The following is a 16,259-nucleotide window of genomic DNA, read 5'->3' as shown; positions in this document are numbered from 1 at the left end:
GCTAAAGTTGCTCTAATCCCTGAGTTTTGATCTCATGGACATCTTATGGTAAACGTTCATATTTAAAGTTTCTGATGAAACAAAATATTACGATGTGTAAAAAATACCCTTTGAAAAATTTATTACTGAACACATTGTTTTGATTTTGAGCTGTTTATCAATTAGGAATGATTTTTTCTTAATTCAGTAAAATATTAATCATGGATAGGAAGACAGATAATATGAGTAATTCAATGACTAAGCAGATTTCTCTTTATCTTGACCCAGAGTCTAATAAAGGAAAACAAACTTTAGCTTATGCTCAATCTGAAGGGTTGAATATTAAAGCAATAGATTTCTCAAAAACTACTTTGACATCTACTCAAATTAATCGTGTTATTGAAGATAGCGATTATGAAATGAAGGATCTTATTGATTTGTCAAAGTTAAGTGATATCAAGTTCCCACTTGTGGAAGCATCTCCACAAGATTGGGTGAAGTTTTTACAGGCAAATCCCTGCTCCTTGAGGTTTCCTATTGCGTTTAAAGATGAAAGGGTATTAATTGTCAAAACTCCTATGGACCTGGTTGATTTGTAAATGGTAGTAAGTATGGTTCGTTTGCTTTTGATAGAAGATGAAAACGATTCTGCACAGTTGATTTTATCGTTTTTTAAGAAGAAAGGACTGGATGTTAAAAGAGCATCTGGACTCAATGAAGCTAGAGAACTTTTGAAAGAGTTCACACCAGATTTTGTCTTGCTTGATTTAAACCTTCCTGATGGTTCAGGTTTTGAGTTTATTCCTTATTTAAATGATAGATATCCTGATTGTAAGGTTGTTATTAATAGTGCTTATGACACTGATGAAGAAAAAGAAAGGGCTAAATCTTTAGGGGTTATTTCTTTTATATCTAAACCGCTCAATTTTTCTCGACTTTCTGAAGCTATTGGTGTGTAGTTATTTTTCTACACTTTGTACATTTGAAGCATGGAAAAAATTTTGATTGCTGATGATGATCCGGATATTGGGTTGTTGTTAAAAAGGTTTTTAGAACGGAACAACTTTAATGTTGATGTATCAGAATCTGGCCTTGATGCTTTAAAAAAGATAACTGCTGATAAGCCTGATCTCGTATTACTCGATTTTAGACTACCGGATTTTGACGGAGAAGAGGTTCTGAAAAAAATCAAGGAAAAACATCAGAATGTACAGGTTATCATTATTACCGGGTACGGTGATGTGAAAACAGCTATCAAAACAATCAAGCGCGGTGCATTTGACTATGTAACAAAGCCTATTCAACCTGAAGAGATTTTGATGAGAATTAAAGAAGCTCTCAAAAAACGAAAGGCTGATGCGGTTGATGAAACTCCTGTTCACAGCCCCATGCCAGAAAGGCGACATAAAGCCAGCAAGAGGGTTAAAAGATCGGCTAAGAGAGGATCTGACCAAAAAACTGTTTATGTTGTTGGAAATAGTCCACAAGCTCAACAGGTTACAAAACATATCGATTTGGTAGCTCCTACAGATATGTCAGTAATAATTACGGGCGAAACCGGGTCCGGAAAAGAATACGCAGCCAGAAGGATTCATTACAACAGCAATAGATCAAGCAACCCTTTTGTGGCGGTTGATTGTGGAGCATTACCAGAGAATCTATCTGGGAGTTCTCTTTTTGGACACGAAAAAGGGGCTTTTACAGGTGCTCTACAAAAGAAATTGGGATCTTTTGAACGTGCTCACACAGGCACACTTTTTCTCGATGAAGTTGGAAATTTATCATACGACAATCAGGTAAAGCTTTTACGGGTTTTGGAGGAACGAAGAGTTACTCGCCTGGGGTCTGAAAAGCCTGTTGATATTGATGTTCGTGTTTTAGTGGCTACAAATGAAGATCTCTCCAGGTCTGTAGAAAATGGTGAGTTTAGAGAGGATTTGTACCATCGGTTAAACGAATTTAAAATTGAAATACCACCGCTTCGTAAACGACCAGAGGATTTAGAAGCTTTCCTCAATCTTTTTATTGAAAAGGCCAATAGCGATCTCAATAAGTCAATAAAAGGAGTTAGCTCAAAAGCTCTTGATCAACTTAAGAAATATCCCTGGCACGGGAACTTGCGAGAACTTAAAAACACTGTGAAGCGGGCTGTTTTGTTGGAGAGTGAAGATAATATTACGCTTAACTCATTGCCTGAGGAAATGTGGAATCAGGAATGGAATAATGATTATGAGGAACAAACTCCTGTAACACTTAAGGAGGCTGTTGCCGTTGCTGAGAGAAAAACCATTATTCGGGCTCTTAAAAGAGTGAACGGGAACAAGTCTGAAGCTTCTAAAATACTGGGAGTAGACCGCAAAACACTCTACAACAAAATGAGTCAGCTCGATTTAACGTTATGATGAATATGAATGAAGACGTAAAAGATTTTTTTGAAGCTTATAAGCATCTTCCACTTCCCGTTCTCGTTCACAGGGATCAAAAGATAGAAACTGTAAATCAATCATTTGCCAGTACATTTGGCTTTAAAGTTGAAGATCTTCAAAATTTATCAATTAAGAATTTGATAAAATCTAATAGGGGGCCGGTTAGTTACGGTCAGAACCAGAAGCTTATTACCATAAAGCCAAGATCAGGCAGGCAAATATGGTGTACAATGCGAGAAGGCAAGCTTGATAAATACACGATCTCTGTTATAACGCCAACAACAAAAGAAGAGGTCAACCTGGAAACGGTAAAAGAAAAAGAAAAGCAGTTGCGCTCTCTCGCCCAGCATATTCCTAAAACCTTTTTCGTACTATTTCAAAACACAATGGATATAGCTGTTGCCCAGGGCCCAGGACTTAAAGCATTTGACTGTTCAAGAACTAAGCTTGAAGGAAAACAACTGAACGAAATTCTACCTCCAAATAAATTATCAGAGATTGAAGGATACCTCAAACGTACATGGGAGGGAGAGGAACTGAAAATCTTCAAAAAGGTTAAAAATGTACATTTTAAAATAGAGTTTATTCCGGTACAGGATGATTACGGAAAGGTACTTTCATCATTGATGATCTCACAGGATGTTACAAGACAACTGGAGGCTGATAGGGAAAACTTGCGGGATGAGAAAATGCTACTCACTTCCAGGATTTCAAGGAGCATAGCACATGAAGTACGCAATCCACTTACAAATATTGATTTAGCACTCGATCACTTAAAAGAGAATGAGAAGTCTGTCTCTGAGGAGGCTGAATTATATTTTGATATCATCAGCAGAAACTCAAAAAGAATCAACAATCTCATCAATGAAATACTTCAATCAACAAAGCCAACCTCTATTCAGTTGAGGGAGGTGCCAACTAATAAACTTATCAAAGCTGTTGAAGAATCGACCAAAGATAGATTTGAACTCACAAACGTGAAGTTTCACAAACGAAACTCACTACGTGATAAGACTGTTTGTATCGATTATGATAAAATGGTTATGGCATTGACCAATATTGTAATCAATGCAACAGAAGCAGTTCCAACCAATAGTGGTAAAGTTTGGTTGAGTATTTGGGAAAATGAAGGAAGAGCAGTAGTGAGTATTCGCGATAATGGAAAAGGAATGAATGATGAAGAGCTGGAACGAATATACGACCCTTTTCAAACTGGAAAACGTGGTGGAATGGGGCTTGGCCTTACAAGTTCACTAAATATAATAAAAGCCCACAACTCCAAAATTCACGTTAAGAGTAAACCTGGAGAAGGGACTACATTTTATTGCTACTTAAACCCCGGGCCCTGCTAACGAAACATTTTTATCACTGCCGGTACAATCTTAAGAGCTTTGGAAATAAATGGGATAAATGAACTGTTTTTCAACTCTGGCTTAGCTTCAAGTAAACTAGATAATAGTCCTCTCACTAATTTAAACCCATCAAAGTGGTTTGTAGAAACACCAAATTTCTGTTCAATTCTTGCGTAAACTAAATCTCTTCTCAACTTAAGTTGCTGTTCTTTTAACTCGAGCAACTGTTCTTTTTCGTGAATCATGATTTCCAAATCATGATAATCTCGAATCTCAGAAAGCTGAGTACTTATTTTTTCTTTTTGATGATCCATTTCAATAACAATCTTCTAAAAGGTTTAATAACTAGTGCTTCATTGAAAATCACTCCTATGATGGTCAAAACCAAAATTATACCTGTTACGATAAAAAATCCCACAGAGTAATTATCGAATACAGAACCTAAATAAAAGGCTAATCCAAACCCTGCAAAAATTAAAATACCAAGGCATACCAAAGCTAAAAAGAAGGCCGCCATTAAGCGAGCCCCCGTGTTAGACGCCAGGTCGATCGACTTCAATTGAAGGAGGTCATATCTCAACCTGGCATATTCTGTAGCTTCAGATTTTAAGGAGTTTAAATCCTCTTTAATCTCGTTCATCATTTTATTATGATTTTGTTTCAGCTTCTTTCTTAGCAGCTTCGTTTGCAGAATTAGTAGCATTATTGGCCATCTCAGCCGTTTTGTCTTTTAATGTGTCTAATTCTTTAACTAAATCATCTACTTTATGACTGATTTGATCACGTGTTTCTTTACCACTTTGTGGAGCTAAAAGAATTCCTGCTGTAAACCCTACTGCCAATCCTGCAATTCCTGAAATTAATATGTCTGTTGATCTACTCATAATTATTAATTTATTGTTTTTAATTGTTAAAAATACAAATTCATATTGTATTAAGGAAGTTTCGTGCCATACATATATTAAAGGCTTCAGCGACATAGATTATAATAAGTGTTACATTTTTCACACGATTCATAAAGTGATTGGGGAATAATCGCTACAGTAAAGTTGTATTCATTTTGAAAACTTTCGCTGGTATTTATGATAAAATACAGAATTACAGAGATTTAACTGTTTATTATTGAAATGATGGAATAATCTTTTCACAATAAACAGTGAAATTTCAAAACAAAAATTTATGAGTACGAAGAGTAAAGCAGTTGAATTAGAAGAAATGAATGTTGAAAGTCCAAGTCCGATGACTTTAAAAGTTAATACAGGAATGTCAAAAGAGCACAGAAGTGAAATTGCCAATGCAATGGGTAAAGTTTTAGCTGATACTTATTGCCTTATGCTCATGACACAAAATTATCACTGGAATGTTCAGGGTTCTTTATTCAGAGATATTCATTTAATGACTGAAGAACATTACGAAGATATATTTGGTGCAGTTGATGAAATTGCTGAACGAATTAGAGCTCTCGGATTCAAATCTCCAGGAACGCTTACAGAGTTTAATGATATGACTTCAGTAAACATTCCTAACAGCAATTTAAGTCAAATGGAGATGGTGGCAGATTTATTAGAAGCACACGAAACTGTAACACGTTCACTGAGAAAAGCGCTTGATCCGGCAGATAATGCAGGTGATGAAGCAACAATCGATTTGATTACTGAACGACTTGATTTCCACGAAAAAACTTCATGGATGTTGAGAAGTATGCTAGAAAAATAATTAATAAGAATTTTAAGAACGGAGGAATTATGGTAAGTGATGAAATAAAGAAGGGAAGAGGACGCAAAGTAAGAAAATCTTTAGGCGTTATTTTTGGAACAGTAATACTATCAGCAGTACTAGCTAGCCTAGGCCTAATGGTAGAAAAAGAAGCTGAAATCGTTCCAAATCAAACTGAGCAGGCAGTATTAAATACTAAAGCTGAACTCAATAAATCAATAGATGATAAAATTAACGCAATCGATACTAAAGTTGCCGATATTGATAATAAAATGGGATCAGCTAAAGATACTGAGCTCGAAAAGCTAGAAGTTAAACGAGCAAAGTTGATAGAATATAAGGACCTGCTTGTTACCGAAAAAGACCAATTGCGTTCTCACGACAAGGATGATCTTACCATAACCAAAAAGAATCTCGAATCATTAGATAAATCATACAGAACTTACATGAGTTCTGACCAAAATAAATAATAACTGTATGTCAAACAATCAATACAACACCCTGGTTGAAGCAATCAAAGAACTCAACAACAGAGGTTATAAAGATGAATTAAAAATTTACGATGACCTTACTGTTGAGGATAACAATACAAGAATAAATAGTGATGATCTTCAAATTGATGAACATCACCGGTTTGAGGGAATGACGAACCCGGCAGATATGTCTGTCCTATATGCAATCTCAAAACAAAACAAAAAGCTAGGTGTTGTCGTTGATACATACAATCCAAAAGAAGAGACAGCAGTTAGTAAACTGATACAAAAACTTGAAGAGAAATAAATTTTCATAGTTGAGTTGATATAGGGTTAGGTTATATGTGAGGGGGCCTCGTCAATAATGGCGGGGCTTTTTTTATGCTGAGCTTTTCCCAAAATACCTCACGATCAGAACCAGTATTCCGATGCCCACAGGGAATAAAATCCATGACGGTATTCCGAATGCTGCAGGGAGTGTACCAAAAAAGATAGCGACACCACCAACACTCAAAGCGTAAGGGAGTTGAGTCCTCACGTGATCAATGTGATGACAATCAGCAGATAGAGAGCTTAAAATAGTAGTATCAGAAATTGGTGAACAATGATCACCCAATACCGATCCTGCTAAAATACACGAAACAACATTGTAAAATAGCGGCATTATTTCTCCGTGCTCAAATCCTGCACTCGCAGCAATTTGATAGGTTGCCGGTAGCAATAGCGGATAAAGAATTGCCATCGTTCCCCATGATGAACCAGTAGAAAAAGCCACTAGCGCGGCTAATAAAAACGTAATAGCCGGAATAAAAACAGGTGATAACTCAGGAGACCACAGTTGCTTTAAAAAAGCTGCTGTATGCATATCCTGAGTGATTTGAGCCAAACTCCAGGCAAGAGTCAAAATCATCATTGCAGTAATCATGCTTTTGTACCCTCCCACAACAGAGTCCATAACTTCCTGGAGAGTTAATAGTCGTTGGGCAATTGTCATGAGAATAGCCACCACAAGTCCGGTTAGTGATGACCAAAGAAGTGAAGTGTAACTGTCACTTTGCCCAATTATGTAAGATAACTTTCTGGTTAACCCGAGACTTTCATCTTGCCAAATTTCAGAATCCCATCCCGTATAAAACAACCCGATGATTGTTCCCAGTACAATAATCAGAACCGGAATAATCGCGTTGACTGGGCGCATCGGAATTCCTTCTTTTCGTTCAAACTCTTCCAGTTCTGAAGTTTCCATACTGGAACTCTCGCTGAGTACTTCACCTGTTTTACGTGCTTTGTTTTCTGCTTTGAGCATTGGACCATAATCACGCTGAAACAGGATGAGCATCAACACAAAAGCAAGTGTGAAAATTGGGTAAAACGAGAAACTCAGGGAATTGAGAAAAATACTGTAAGCACCTTCATTCAACTGCGGAATTGTATTCACACCATCCTGGATGTAACCCAGTTCAGCTCCTATCCACGTTGTGACGAAAGCTACTGCTGCAATTGGTGCTGCTGTTGAATCAACAAGATACGCCAGTTTTTCGCGACTAACCTTTAATTTATCGGTTACAGCTCGCATCGTATTCCCCACAACCAGCGTATTGGCGTAATCATCAAAGAAAATAGAAATCCCCAGGATATATGTCGCTAACTGTCCACCCTTAGCAGTTTTGGCTTTTTTAGAAATTCGGTTTACAACGCCCTGCATACCACCATTTTTGGAGATTACTGTAACAACAGCTCCTATCGTCATGGAAAATAAAATTACAGCTAAGTGATCCCATGAATTCAATGCTCCAATGACATATTCATCAAAAATGGAGAGAAAACCAGATCCTATTCCGGATAGACCATCACTGTGATAGCCAATGATAGCTGTACCGGTAAAAATACCCAGGAAAAGTGAGGTGAGAACTTCGCGAAAAATAAGAGCCATCACAATAGCGAGTAAAGGCGGAACAATGCTCAGCCAAAGTGAAATTGGGTTGACGGGCGATGTTTTAGTTTTTGAGCCCGATTGAACTGATAATTGCTCATCATTTGAAGAAAATTTATGCTCTACAACTACATTTTTTTTGTTTGTATTAATCTTATATTCAGATCCGTTGATCACAATTTTATCTGAAGCAGGGAACTCGTCAAAATGCAGTGTTACCTCAGTGGGAACACTTTCGATAATCACTTCCGGTTTTTCTACGGAGAACTCGGGTTGGCTTATGGCTCTGACCGTGATAAAAAGAAGAATGAGGACATTCAAAATTTTTCGCATGGCGATAAAAGTAAGAACTTTTGGAAATTGTTAGATGAAACAGCGCGTTTTGAGCAGATTCGTTATTCTTGCACCACCAAACCAAATTTTAAATTGATTCGTAATAAAACGTATGCAAAAAGATAGGAAGGCGTTTTACAGGGATTTGAAAAAGAAACTCAAAAAGCAACACAAGTTTCCTTCAGTTTACATGTTTAAGTTTATTGTTCCCAATGAGAATAAGCTTCATGCACAAGTTGAGGCGCTTTTTGGATCTGAGGCTCAAATTGCTATTCGTGAAAGCAGAAACGGAAATTTTGTAAGCGTTACAGCTAAAGAAATGATGCTCAGTGCCGATAAAGTTATTGAGCGTTATCGTGAAGCTGAATCTATCGAGGGCATTATTTCACTTTAATTACACTTCAACTTCAACAAAATACCCGCTTTGGTTGCGGATGTTGGTGACAAATTTATTATCCAGAATTAAGTACTGGCCTTTTATCCCGGTTAGCGTTCCGTTGATTGTTGGCTCCTTATCGAATTTTATGCTTTTCACTTTATCAGGTGATTCGAGTAGCGGATATTCTATTGATATGATACCGTTTTCATCGTAGAAAAAATCAGACATTTCATCGGGGATGAACTTTCGCGCTTTTTCTTTTTCTTCGAGCAAATCAACATCTCTTATATCGCCTTTTAGCATCCTTTGCCAGGAAGTTTTATCAGCAAAGTGATCTTTCAGTGCCACTTCAATAACACCGGCTTCGTATCGGTTTGTTGTTTTGGCCAGGATAATTCCGGCTTTGGCACCCTGATCGATCCATCTCGTTGGGATTTGTGTTTCACGAGTGATTCCTACTTTCAATCCGCTCGATACTCCGAGATAAACAAAATGGGGTTGAACATGATGTTTTTGCTCCCATTCTGGATCGCGCCCTTCACCTAAATGTCCGCGGCAACGCTCAGGGTGAATAATACACTCTGAGGCCTGAGGAGCGTCTCGAAAGCAGGGGTAGCAAAAGCCCTGACCAAATGTCTTCTTGATTTTTCTTCCGCAATTGATACAATTGATTTGACCGGTGAAATGCAAGTTGATTTTTTCACCAAGAGCCCCGTTGAGGTCTCCTTTGTCACCATTTAATTCAAGTGTATAATGCGCCTTTCCGTCTAAAAGTTTGACAGGCATTTTATGAAGATTTCCGCTCAATTCCATTTGTGCTTAGTTTTGCGTCATGGAGTTTACACTACAAGACGATTATATCGAGTTGATTAAAGTTCTAAAAATTGTCAACCTTGTCGCATCAGGAGGTGAGGCAAAGCTCGTTGTAGCTGACGGACTGGTCATGGTTAATGATGAGGTTGAACTTCGCAAAAGAAGGAAACTACGCAAAGGAGATGTAATTACCTTCGAGGGCGAAGAAGTTACCATTGTTTAAATTTTTTACTTATCGCTTTTGGTACAGCATCTTTATGAACCATAATCGCGATTGATTTTAATTTCATGTAAGGAACAGAAATGTACTGATAACCATCAATACCGGCATCAGTTCCCCAACTGTTTTTTACGAGGTAAAAGCTATCACCTTTTTGATTGTGGCTGCGTCCCACAATATGCATGAGGTGATCATCAGTTGTATTGTAGTTTTCAAATTCTTGCTGGCGGTATTCCTGTGTAATTTCTTTTTCTTCCTGTACTGAATTAAAGAATACCTCTTGATCAGATCTCGATAGTGAGCTGTAATCTGTTTCGGGAATAATCGCCACACCTTCTTTTGTCGACCATGTTTTTTCGCTCACATCAGCATCCCATGCAAGTGAGTAGCCGTTTTCGAGAGCGTGATCTATCAGTTGAATGAATTCATCTAATCTTACATTGTAGTAACTTCCATTTGACCAGTTATCGGGAACTTCGAGAATAAATTGCTCATAAAATGGGTGGTGGTTGAATGAAGTGAAAGTCACATAGTCCTCAGTATTGATTTTCAACTTATCAGCTAGTTGTTTTGGGGAGTATGAATTTCCATTGTAGTCTATTTCGGTCGGAGCCGGGCCCAAATACGTATCCAACGATGCAGTATAGGCATCCAGCCAAACCGGTGTTAGTTCTCCATTCGGGTTTTGAACGATAGCTTCAACAAAATTACTCAAAACCTTTTCCAGTTCACCGTGATTGTGAGTTTTTGTGCCGTAATTCAATCCGTCATAAGCACTTTGTGGAACCACTCCGTATTGCTCAACAGACTTCATTACATCATGACTGAGACTACCCTGGCTGAATTGAGTTTTCCCTTGTCTCAGTACGTAGTTTTTAGCCTTTTCAATATAAATATTACGCACCTGAAACATTTCGCTGAGATCTACGGGCTTACCGTTGATTCTCTCAACCTCAGATTCTAAAAAAGAAGTAGTGGAGTAGCTCCAGCAGGTTCCTGTTCTGTCCTGGCTTATAACTTCAGTTGATTCAATTTTAATGTCATCATTGAAACGATAGCCTTCATCAGGTTTTTTATCCTGGCCCTGTGCAGTAGAAAGAACTAAAAGAGCTGATATGGTAAATGCAAAAGTTGTGCGCATGATTATTGTAATTTGGTTCAAATGATTTTCAAATCTACAACAGCAAAATGTTTTTGAGAATAAAATTAATGCTTTCGGCAATAGTATTGTTTTTGCTTTCAGGTTGTGTTGAAAGCACAAGCACTTTTGAGAGCGAAACTTCAGCTATCAAACAAATGGCTTATGAAATTAATTACCAGTTTGTTCAGGAGTCGAAGCGTTTAAAAAGCCTTACTGATAAGGAAAATAGAAGCTCCGTAAGGAAGTATTTTGTCGATGATGTTTTTTCCTATTTTAATTTAGCCGGAGAGCTAAAGTATCCTGGAAATTGGAGTGAAATTCCGCTTAAAATAGGTGAAGAAGAACTAAAAAGTATTTATAACAAATCAAAATTGACTTCCAGTATCATGGTTGTTTCACCTCAAAAAGGTGTGTTGGTTTATCCCAAATTGAATAGTGCATTCCAAAAAATAGAAAAATCGCATCTTTCAAATATCATGAAGCAGGTAGATGAGATAAAAGAAAAACCATCGGGAAAATGGGTAACAGTTCCGCATTGGTTCCCGATAGAGTCAAACTGGCTTATTTCCTGTGTAGTATCAATGGATGATGATTATATCCAGTTGAATATACCTGTTCAATCGATTAAAAAAAACTATCTCGATAAAGCATCAGGGTATTATTTTATTATGGATCCTAAAGGAAGATTAATAGCATCAAGAGAAAATACCGAATCGATAATTGCAGTTGAAAGCGAGTTTGAAAAACCGGGAAATGAAATAGTAGAATTTCCAAAATCAAAAAATATTTACAGGAGTAAAAACCAGCAATTTAGAGAGGCTTGTAGGAAAATACTCACTGATGGGGAAAGAAAGGTTCATTTTAGCTGGAATGGATCTGACTATATGTTACTCAACGCTGAAATAACAGAGCTAAAATGGCAACTTGTGCAGGTAATTAAACTTTGATTATTTACTTAAATTTTAAATTGATGTACCTTCACTAATTCATATAGAGATACATGAACTTAACCAAAAAAGATATAGGGGTAATCCTCACCATTGTGTTGCTTTTAGTAGTAATGGTAGGAGGTTCGTTATTCATCTTTGACTTGCTAATAAAAGACAGAGTTGAAAACGAGAAAAACTATTTGTCAAGGGAGTCTCAAATATGTGCTGAGCAAATTGAGCGCTCATTCAACCAATTCAGTTATGATGTTGAATTTCTTTTTTCAGATTCTCAGCACAACTTTTTTGGTCAGAACCAATTGTCAACCGGAGAGTTACAGAGCATTAAATCATTGATGGTAGAGCATCGCGAGCTTATCAAATCGATAACTTTAGTTCGTGACGGAACTGATAACCGTTTGATGTGGACCGGTAAAGGGAGGTTCCGGGTTCAGCAGCTCGATACATCATTTCAATCAATTGAGAGTAAGAGTGAAATAAGCTTCCTGAATGGCTATAAAAATGCTTATTTATCTACAGATAAAGGACAAGTGCTATTTGAATTGCAAACAAATGAATTCGTCAACAATCAATTCAAAAAATACTTTAGTTCATTAAATTCCTACAAATCATTACTGGATGCTAATGGTTTAATTGCTTTTGATAATCCCGGATGGAAAAGGCTTTTCAATACAAATAACATAACCAGTACACCATTGCAAGAAGCCTTTGAAGCTGAGGTAGCAGCATCAGCAGAAGTGGACTTGAAAATCAATGAAGAAGGAGACGCACAGATTTTTATAACAACTTTTTACCCTGTTTCCATTTACGGTGAATCTATGGGGTTGGTATTTGCCATGCCTAAAAGTGTAGTAGTTGATTCAATTAGAAAAAATTTGTTTTTTGTAATTGCAGTCAATCTTCTCGTAATCGTTATTGTCGTCTTTGTTTTTAGCAGGAGCATTCAGCAATTGAGAAGATCTGCTCAGGAGCTACGTGATAACAGGCGAAATCTCGAAAAGTTAATCGATCAGCAAAAACTATTGTTCGAGTACTCCAGAGACTTTACCTATCGCCACGATGAGAACCACGAATATGACTATGTAAGTGAAAATGTTCAAAAAGTATTGGGGTACACTCCTGAGGAATTTGAAAAATCAGAATACCGTTTATTTACGCAAAACCCACTAAACAGAACAGCTCAGGAAACCACAGCAAAACTTCTCAAAGGCCATGATGATGGAAGTTTGTTCTATGCTGAAGTTCGCCATAAAAATGGGAATCCGGTAACACTTGAGGTTAAAGAGAAGCCTTACAAAGATGATGATGGAAATGTTGCGGGCGTTATTGGAATAGCTAAAGATGTGACCGATAAGTTCATGAGCGAACAAAAATTCCGCATATTGTTTGAGTACTCTTCAGATCCTCACTTAATTTTCAATAACGATGGAATTCTCGATTGTAACGAAGCAGCATTGCAGATGTTAAACATCAGCAGCAAAGATGATTTTATAGGGAAGCTACCCTGGGAGTTTTCTAAAGATCGTCAACATGATGGGAGGAGATCTGAGTATAAAGCTGACGAAATGCTCAACGTAGCACTTGAAAAAGGGAAGCATACTTTTGATTGGACATACACAAAAACGAGCGGACAGGAAGTGCCAACTGAAGTAACCTACACTGCTGTTACGTTGAATAATGAGCAGGTAATCTTAGCGGTTTGGCACGATTTAACAGAAAGGAAACGAGTTGAACAGGCTCTGATCGATGCAAAACAAAGAGCTGAAGAACTAGCTAGATCTAAACAACAATTCCTTTCAAGCATGAGTCATGAGATTCGTACACCGCTCAATGCTGTAATTGGTTACACGAGCTTCTTGCTCGAAGAAGATCCTAAAGAAGATCAAGTTGATAAGCTGAAATCACTTAAATTTAGTGCCGATAATCTACTGGCGCTCGTCAATGATATACTGGACCACAGTAAGATTGAATCAGGAAAAATATCATTCTCCAATGAACCATTACAACTTAAAGATGTAGTGAGTGAGGTTAGTGATATGATGCGTGAAAAGGTTACAGAGAAAGATGTTGACCTGATTCAGAAAATAGATTCGAGAGTGCCTGAAAAAGTTCTTGGTGATGAGAACAGGCTCAACCAAATTCTCATCAATATTGTGGGCAATGCTGTGAAATTTACTGAAATGGGTAAAGTAGAACTTAAGGTATCTCAGATTAGTGAAACTCGAGACCATCACGAGATTGAGTTCAAAATAACAGATACCGGAATTGGGATACCGGATGATAAAAGAGAAACGATATTCAATACTTTTGAGCAAGCGAGCTCAAGTATTTTGAATACGTATGGAGGTACTGGTTTAGGGTTGTCTATTACTAAAAACCTTGTGGAAATGCAGGGTGGAAGTATTAGTGTTGAAAGTGAAGAAGGAAAAGGATCTGAGTTTACAGTTGTTTTGAGTTTTGAAAAGTGTTTAGAAACTGAGAAAACAGATAAAAATACTCCAGATAAAAACACTAAAAGTAAGGCTCCATCTTCCGGCTCTGGACGTGATGACTTAAAAGGCTACCACGTACTTTTAGTAGAAGATAACCCAATCAACCAAAAAATAGCTGCACAATTCCTCAATAAATGGGGAGCAAAGGTCACATTGAGTGAAAATGGAAAAGAAGCTCTTGATGTGATAACTTCTAAAGAGTTTGATTTGATTCTCATGGATTTACAAATGCCTGAAATGGACGGTTATGAAGCGACTAAAGCTATCAGATCCATTGACGATCATTATTTCAAAAACATCCCTGTTGTAGCATTGACAGCTGATGCATTCAATGAAGTGAGAGATAGTGTTTTAGAGGTTGGGATGAATGATTACGTAACGAAACCTATAAACCCTGAGGAGTTTCTTAAAGTAATGATGCGTTACCTCAAAGAGGGAGTGAAAAACTAAGCTCTTGGGTGGAAATTGAAGATAGCATCTTGTAAATCGCTTTGATCCAGGTGGGTGTAGATCTCTGTTGTGGTAATGGATTCGTGTCCCAGCATCTCCTGAACAGCTCTCAGGTCTGCTCCCCGTTGAACCAACTCTGTAGCAAAACTGTGACGCAAAGTGTGCGGACTAATTTTCTTTTTAATTCCGGCAGTTTTGGCTAAATCGCGAACGATGTAGAAAATCATCATTCTGGTTAGCCCTTTTCCTCGCCTGTTCAAAAACAAAGTATCCTCATGACCTGCTTTGATATCCTGATGAATGCGCACTTCGTTGATATAGAGTTTTACTTGCTTAGTTGCATGTTTGCCAATAGGAACCAATCGCTGTTTGTTACCTTTTCCCACAATTCGTAAAAAACCTTCATCAAAAGCACAATCACTTAGCCTGAGCGAGATGAGTTCAGATACACGCAACCCACAGCCGTATAGAACTTCAATTATTGCGCGGTTTCGTTCACCCTCAGGCGAGCTACGGTCAACAGCATCAATCATTTTTTCAACCTCGTAATCGGCAAGCGTATCGGGGAATTTCCTGCCAACTTTTGCTGATTCAATCAACTCGGCCGGATTATGGTCCATGTAATTCTCCAGGATCAAAAACTTGAAAAATGCCTTAATGCCAGATAGAATTCGGTTCTGACTGTTAGCACTCAACCCAATTTCGCCAATCCACTGCAGGAAATTCGACAGATCATTCTCAGTATAACTCTCCAGCTTTTTTGACTGATTTTCACTTTCATTGAACAATTCCAGCTTGTCAATATCGCGCAAATAATTGAGCACAGTATTTTCAGCCATTGAGCGTTCAAGCTGCAAGTATGACTTGAAGTCCTCTATATATGGTTTCCATTTGCTCATTTTATCGGTCAGATCCACTAAAAGCAGGGTACGAATCCTCGAGATGGAATAAAGAACCCAGTACCCGAACCATCCATCTGAGTGTCCCAACCTGAAAACGATGCAAGCCGGCTGGATATTTACCGGTAAACAAAACAACGAAAAAGGCGATCAAAACACCAACCAAAGTGATAATGTAGCGAAACAACCACACAATTATATGCGGAATAAAAATATAAAGCACACCAAATACTGTCCTCAAAAGCGTTTTAGTTCTATCAGGGTCTTGTTTTTTGTACTCTAATGATAGGTAAGGATCGTTTTGTTTTACACCAAAGTTCGGGTAGCCGTCATTCATGTTGAAAACCCTGAGGTGTAGTCTTGCAGCCCAATGCAGATAAGAAGTCAAAAAAGAATGTGAGTCTTCAGGATATTCACCTGTTTTTAAAATGGTAAATGTTGCTCTTAAATAATGGTAAAAAGCTGCGATAGAAACAAAGGCGAGAACAATGACGTGGGGTATCGCAATGTAAAGGGGGCCAAGAATCGATCTAGCGAGTAGTTCAGATCTGCTGTACTGTTGTTGATGTTTGACTTCAAGTCGCATAGATGTTGTCTTTTCAAGAATTCTTACAAATATCATTAGGTGATTGACAGGCTTAACGGGAGAGTAAAATAAGTTGTTTACTTTTTAATGTGAAAATGTTGGCTGTTCAATGTTTTGCAA

19 protein-coding genes are annotated in these 16,259 nt (G+C 37.7%); 11 read left to right on the top strand and 8 right to left on the bottom strand.

Annotated elements, in window-relative coordinates; genetic code table 11:
* The first annotated feature begins 200 nt into the window (after window positions 1–200).
* Genes RI557_RS01205 through RI557_RS01190 form a run of 4 tightly spaced genes read left to right on the top strand, consistent with a single transcriptional unit; the run spans window position 201 to window position 3,757 of the window.
* Window positions 201–578: a hypothetical protein gene (locus RI557_RS01205; protein WP_310667175.1), complete on the top strand. Its 378-nt coding sequence runs from the start codon at window positions 201–203 to the stop codon at window positions 576–578.
* A gap of 12 nt (window positions 579–590) precedes the next feature.
* Window positions 591–938: a response regulator gene (locus tag RI557_RS01200; RefSeq protein ID WP_310681540.1), complete on the top strand. Its 348-nt coding sequence runs from the start codon at window positions 591–593 to the stop codon at window positions 936–938.
* Window positions 939–968: 30 nt separating this feature from the next.
* Window positions 969–2,381, top strand: a complete 1,413-nt coding sequence (locus RI557_RS01195) for a sigma-54 dependent transcriptional regulator (RefSeq protein WP_310667178.1) — start codon at window positions 969–971, stop codon at window positions 2,379–2,381.
* Between the two features lie 5 nt (window positions 2,382–2,386).
* The gene (locus tag RI557_RS01190; RefSeq protein ID WP_310667179.1) at window positions 2,387–3,757 is read left to right on the top strand and encodes an ATP-binding protein; all 1,371 of its coding nucleotides are present in this window, start codon (window positions 2,387–2,389) and stop codon (window positions 3,755–3,757) included.
* Here RI557_RS01190 and RI557_RS01185 read toward each other — a convergent pair.
* The 3 genes from RI557_RS01185 to RI557_RS01175 are packed head-to-tail and all read right to left on the bottom strand — an operon-like array spanning window position 3,754 to window position 4,641.
* Entirely contained in the window at window positions 3,754–4,071 is a 318-nt protein-coding gene (locus RI557_RS01185; protein ID WP_310667181.1) for a hypothetical protein, read from the bottom strand. The genes RI557_RS01190 and RI557_RS01185 overlap by 4 nt on opposite strands.
* On the bottom strand, window positions 4,047–4,400 hold the full coding sequence (locus RI557_RS01180) for a hypothetical protein (RefSeq protein WP_310667182.1): 354 nt from the start codon (window positions 4,398–4,400) through the stop codon (window positions 4,047–4,049). Before RI557_RS01180 ends, RI557_RS01185 begins: the two co-directional genes overlap by 25 nt.
* A gap of 4 nt (window positions 4,401–4,404) precedes the next feature.
* Complete coding sequence (locus RI557_RS01175) at window positions 4,405–4,641, bottom strand: YtxH domain-containing protein (protein WP_310667183.1); 237 nt, start codon at window positions 4,639–4,641, stop codon at window positions 4,405–4,407.
* 295 nt (window positions 4,642–4,936) lie between these two features.
* On the opposite strand from RI557_RS01175, the gene RI557_RS01170 reads away from it, so the two are divergent.
* From RI557_RS01170 to RI557_RS01160, 3 genes are read left to right on the top strand one after another with little or no spacing between them, the layout of a single operon-like run.
* Complete coding sequence (locus tag RI557_RS01170) at window positions 4,937–5,473, top strand: DNA starvation/stationary phase protection protein (RefSeq protein WP_310667184.1); 537 nt, start codon at window positions 4,937–4,939, stop codon at window positions 5,471–5,473.
* Entirely contained in the window at window positions 5,443–5,943 is a 501-nt protein-coding gene (locus RI557_RS01165) for a hypothetical protein (protein ID WP_310681538.1), read from the top strand. The genes RI557_RS01170 and RI557_RS01165 overlap by 31 nt, the downstream gene beginning before the upstream one ends.
* Before the next feature lie 7 nt (window positions 5,944–5,950).
* On the top strand, window positions 5,951–6,253 hold the full coding sequence (locus tag RI557_RS01160; RefSeq protein ID WP_310667188.1) for a hypothetical protein: 303 nt from the start codon (window positions 5,951–5,953) through the stop codon (window positions 6,251–6,253).
* Window positions 6,254–6,325: 72 nt separating this feature from the next.
* On the opposite strand, the gene RI557_RS01155 is transcribed toward RI557_RS01160, so the two are convergent.
* Window positions 6,326–8,212, bottom strand: coding sequence for a Na+/H+ antiporter NhaC family protein (locus RI557_RS01155; RefSeq protein ID WP_310667189.1), 1,887 nt, complete (start codon window positions 8,210–8,212; stop codon window positions 6,326–6,328).
* A 112-nt stretch (window positions 8,213–8,324) separates the two neighbouring features.
* Between RI557_RS01155 and RI557_RS01150 the strand changes: the two genes are divergently transcribed.
* A complete protein-coding gene (locus RI557_RS01150) occupies window positions 8,325–8,606 on the top strand; it encodes a DUF493 family protein (RefSeq protein WP_310667190.1) in 282 nt (93 codons plus the stop codon).
* Here the strand turns inward: RI557_RS01150 and RI557_RS01145 are convergent, their stop codons facing one another.
* Window positions 8,607–9,404 carry a DUF2797 domain-containing protein gene (locus RI557_RS01145; protein ID WP_310681536.1) on the bottom strand — a complete coding sequence of 266 codons (798 nt, stop codon included), beginning with the start codon at window positions 9,402–9,404 and terminating at the stop codon, window positions 8,607–8,609. It lies immediately after the preceding gene.
* Window positions 9,405–9,423: 19 nt separating this feature from the next.
* Here RI557_RS01145 and RI557_RS01140 point away from each other — a divergent pair, with 19 nt between their 5' ends.
* Window positions 9,424–9,627 carry an RNA-binding S4 domain-containing protein gene (locus RI557_RS01140; protein ID WP_310667192.1) on the top strand — a complete coding sequence of 68 codons (204 nt, stop codon included), beginning with the start codon at window positions 9,424–9,426 and terminating at the stop codon, window positions 9,625–9,627.
* Here the strand turns inward: RI557_RS01140 and RI557_RS01135 are convergent.
* The gene (locus tag RI557_RS01135; RefSeq protein ID WP_310667193.1) at window positions 9,614–10,765 is read right to left on the bottom strand and encodes a C1 family peptidase; all 1,152 of its coding nucleotides are present in this window, start codon (window positions 10,763–10,765) and stop codon (window positions 9,614–9,616) included. The two genes, RI557_RS01140 and RI557_RS01135, sit on opposite strands and share 14 nt — an antisense overlap.
* Window positions 10,766–10,812: 47 nt before the next feature.
* Here RI557_RS01135 and RI557_RS01130 point away from each other — a divergent pair, with 47 nt between their 5' ends.
* Together RI557_RS01130 and RI557_RS01125 are read left to right on the top strand one after the other, a co-directional pair.
* Window positions 10,813–11,712, top strand: coding sequence for a hypothetical protein (locus RI557_RS01130; protein ID WP_310681534.1), 900 nt, complete (start codon window positions 10,813–10,815; stop codon window positions 11,710–11,712).
* A gap of 53 nt (window positions 11,713–11,765) precedes the next feature.
* Window positions 11,766–14,654, top strand: a complete 2,889-nt coding sequence (locus RI557_RS01125) for an ATP-binding protein (RefSeq protein ID WP_310681532.1) — start codon at window positions 11,766–11,768, stop codon at window positions 14,652–14,654.
* Here the strand turns inward: RI557_RS01125 and xerD are convergent.
* Both xerD and RI557_RS01115 read right to left on the bottom strand, forming a co-directional pair.
* Complete coding sequence (gene xerD / locus RI557_RS01120) at window positions 14,651–15,643, bottom strand: site-specific tyrosine recombinase XerD (protein ID WP_310667196.1); 993 nt, start codon at window positions 15,641–15,643, stop codon at window positions 14,651–14,653. The genes RI557_RS01125 and xerD overlap by 4 nt on opposite strands.
* Window positions 15,555–16,139, bottom strand: a complete 585-nt coding sequence (locus RI557_RS01115; RefSeq protein ID WP_310667197.1) for a DUF4389 domain-containing protein — start codon at window positions 16,137–16,139, stop codon at window positions 15,555–15,557. Before RI557_RS01115 ends, xerD begins: the two co-directional genes overlap by 89 nt.
* Window positions 16,140–16,259: the final 120 nt, after the last annotated feature.

The sequence above is a fragment of the Salibacter sp. genome, from assembly GCF_031581065.1.
GTDB lineage: Bacteria > Bacteroidota > Bacteroidia > Flavobacteriales_G > Salibacteraceae > Salibacter.
The sequence above is the reverse complement of the archived record's forward strand: the minus strand, read 5'-3'. Positions and strand labels throughout refer to the sequence as shown.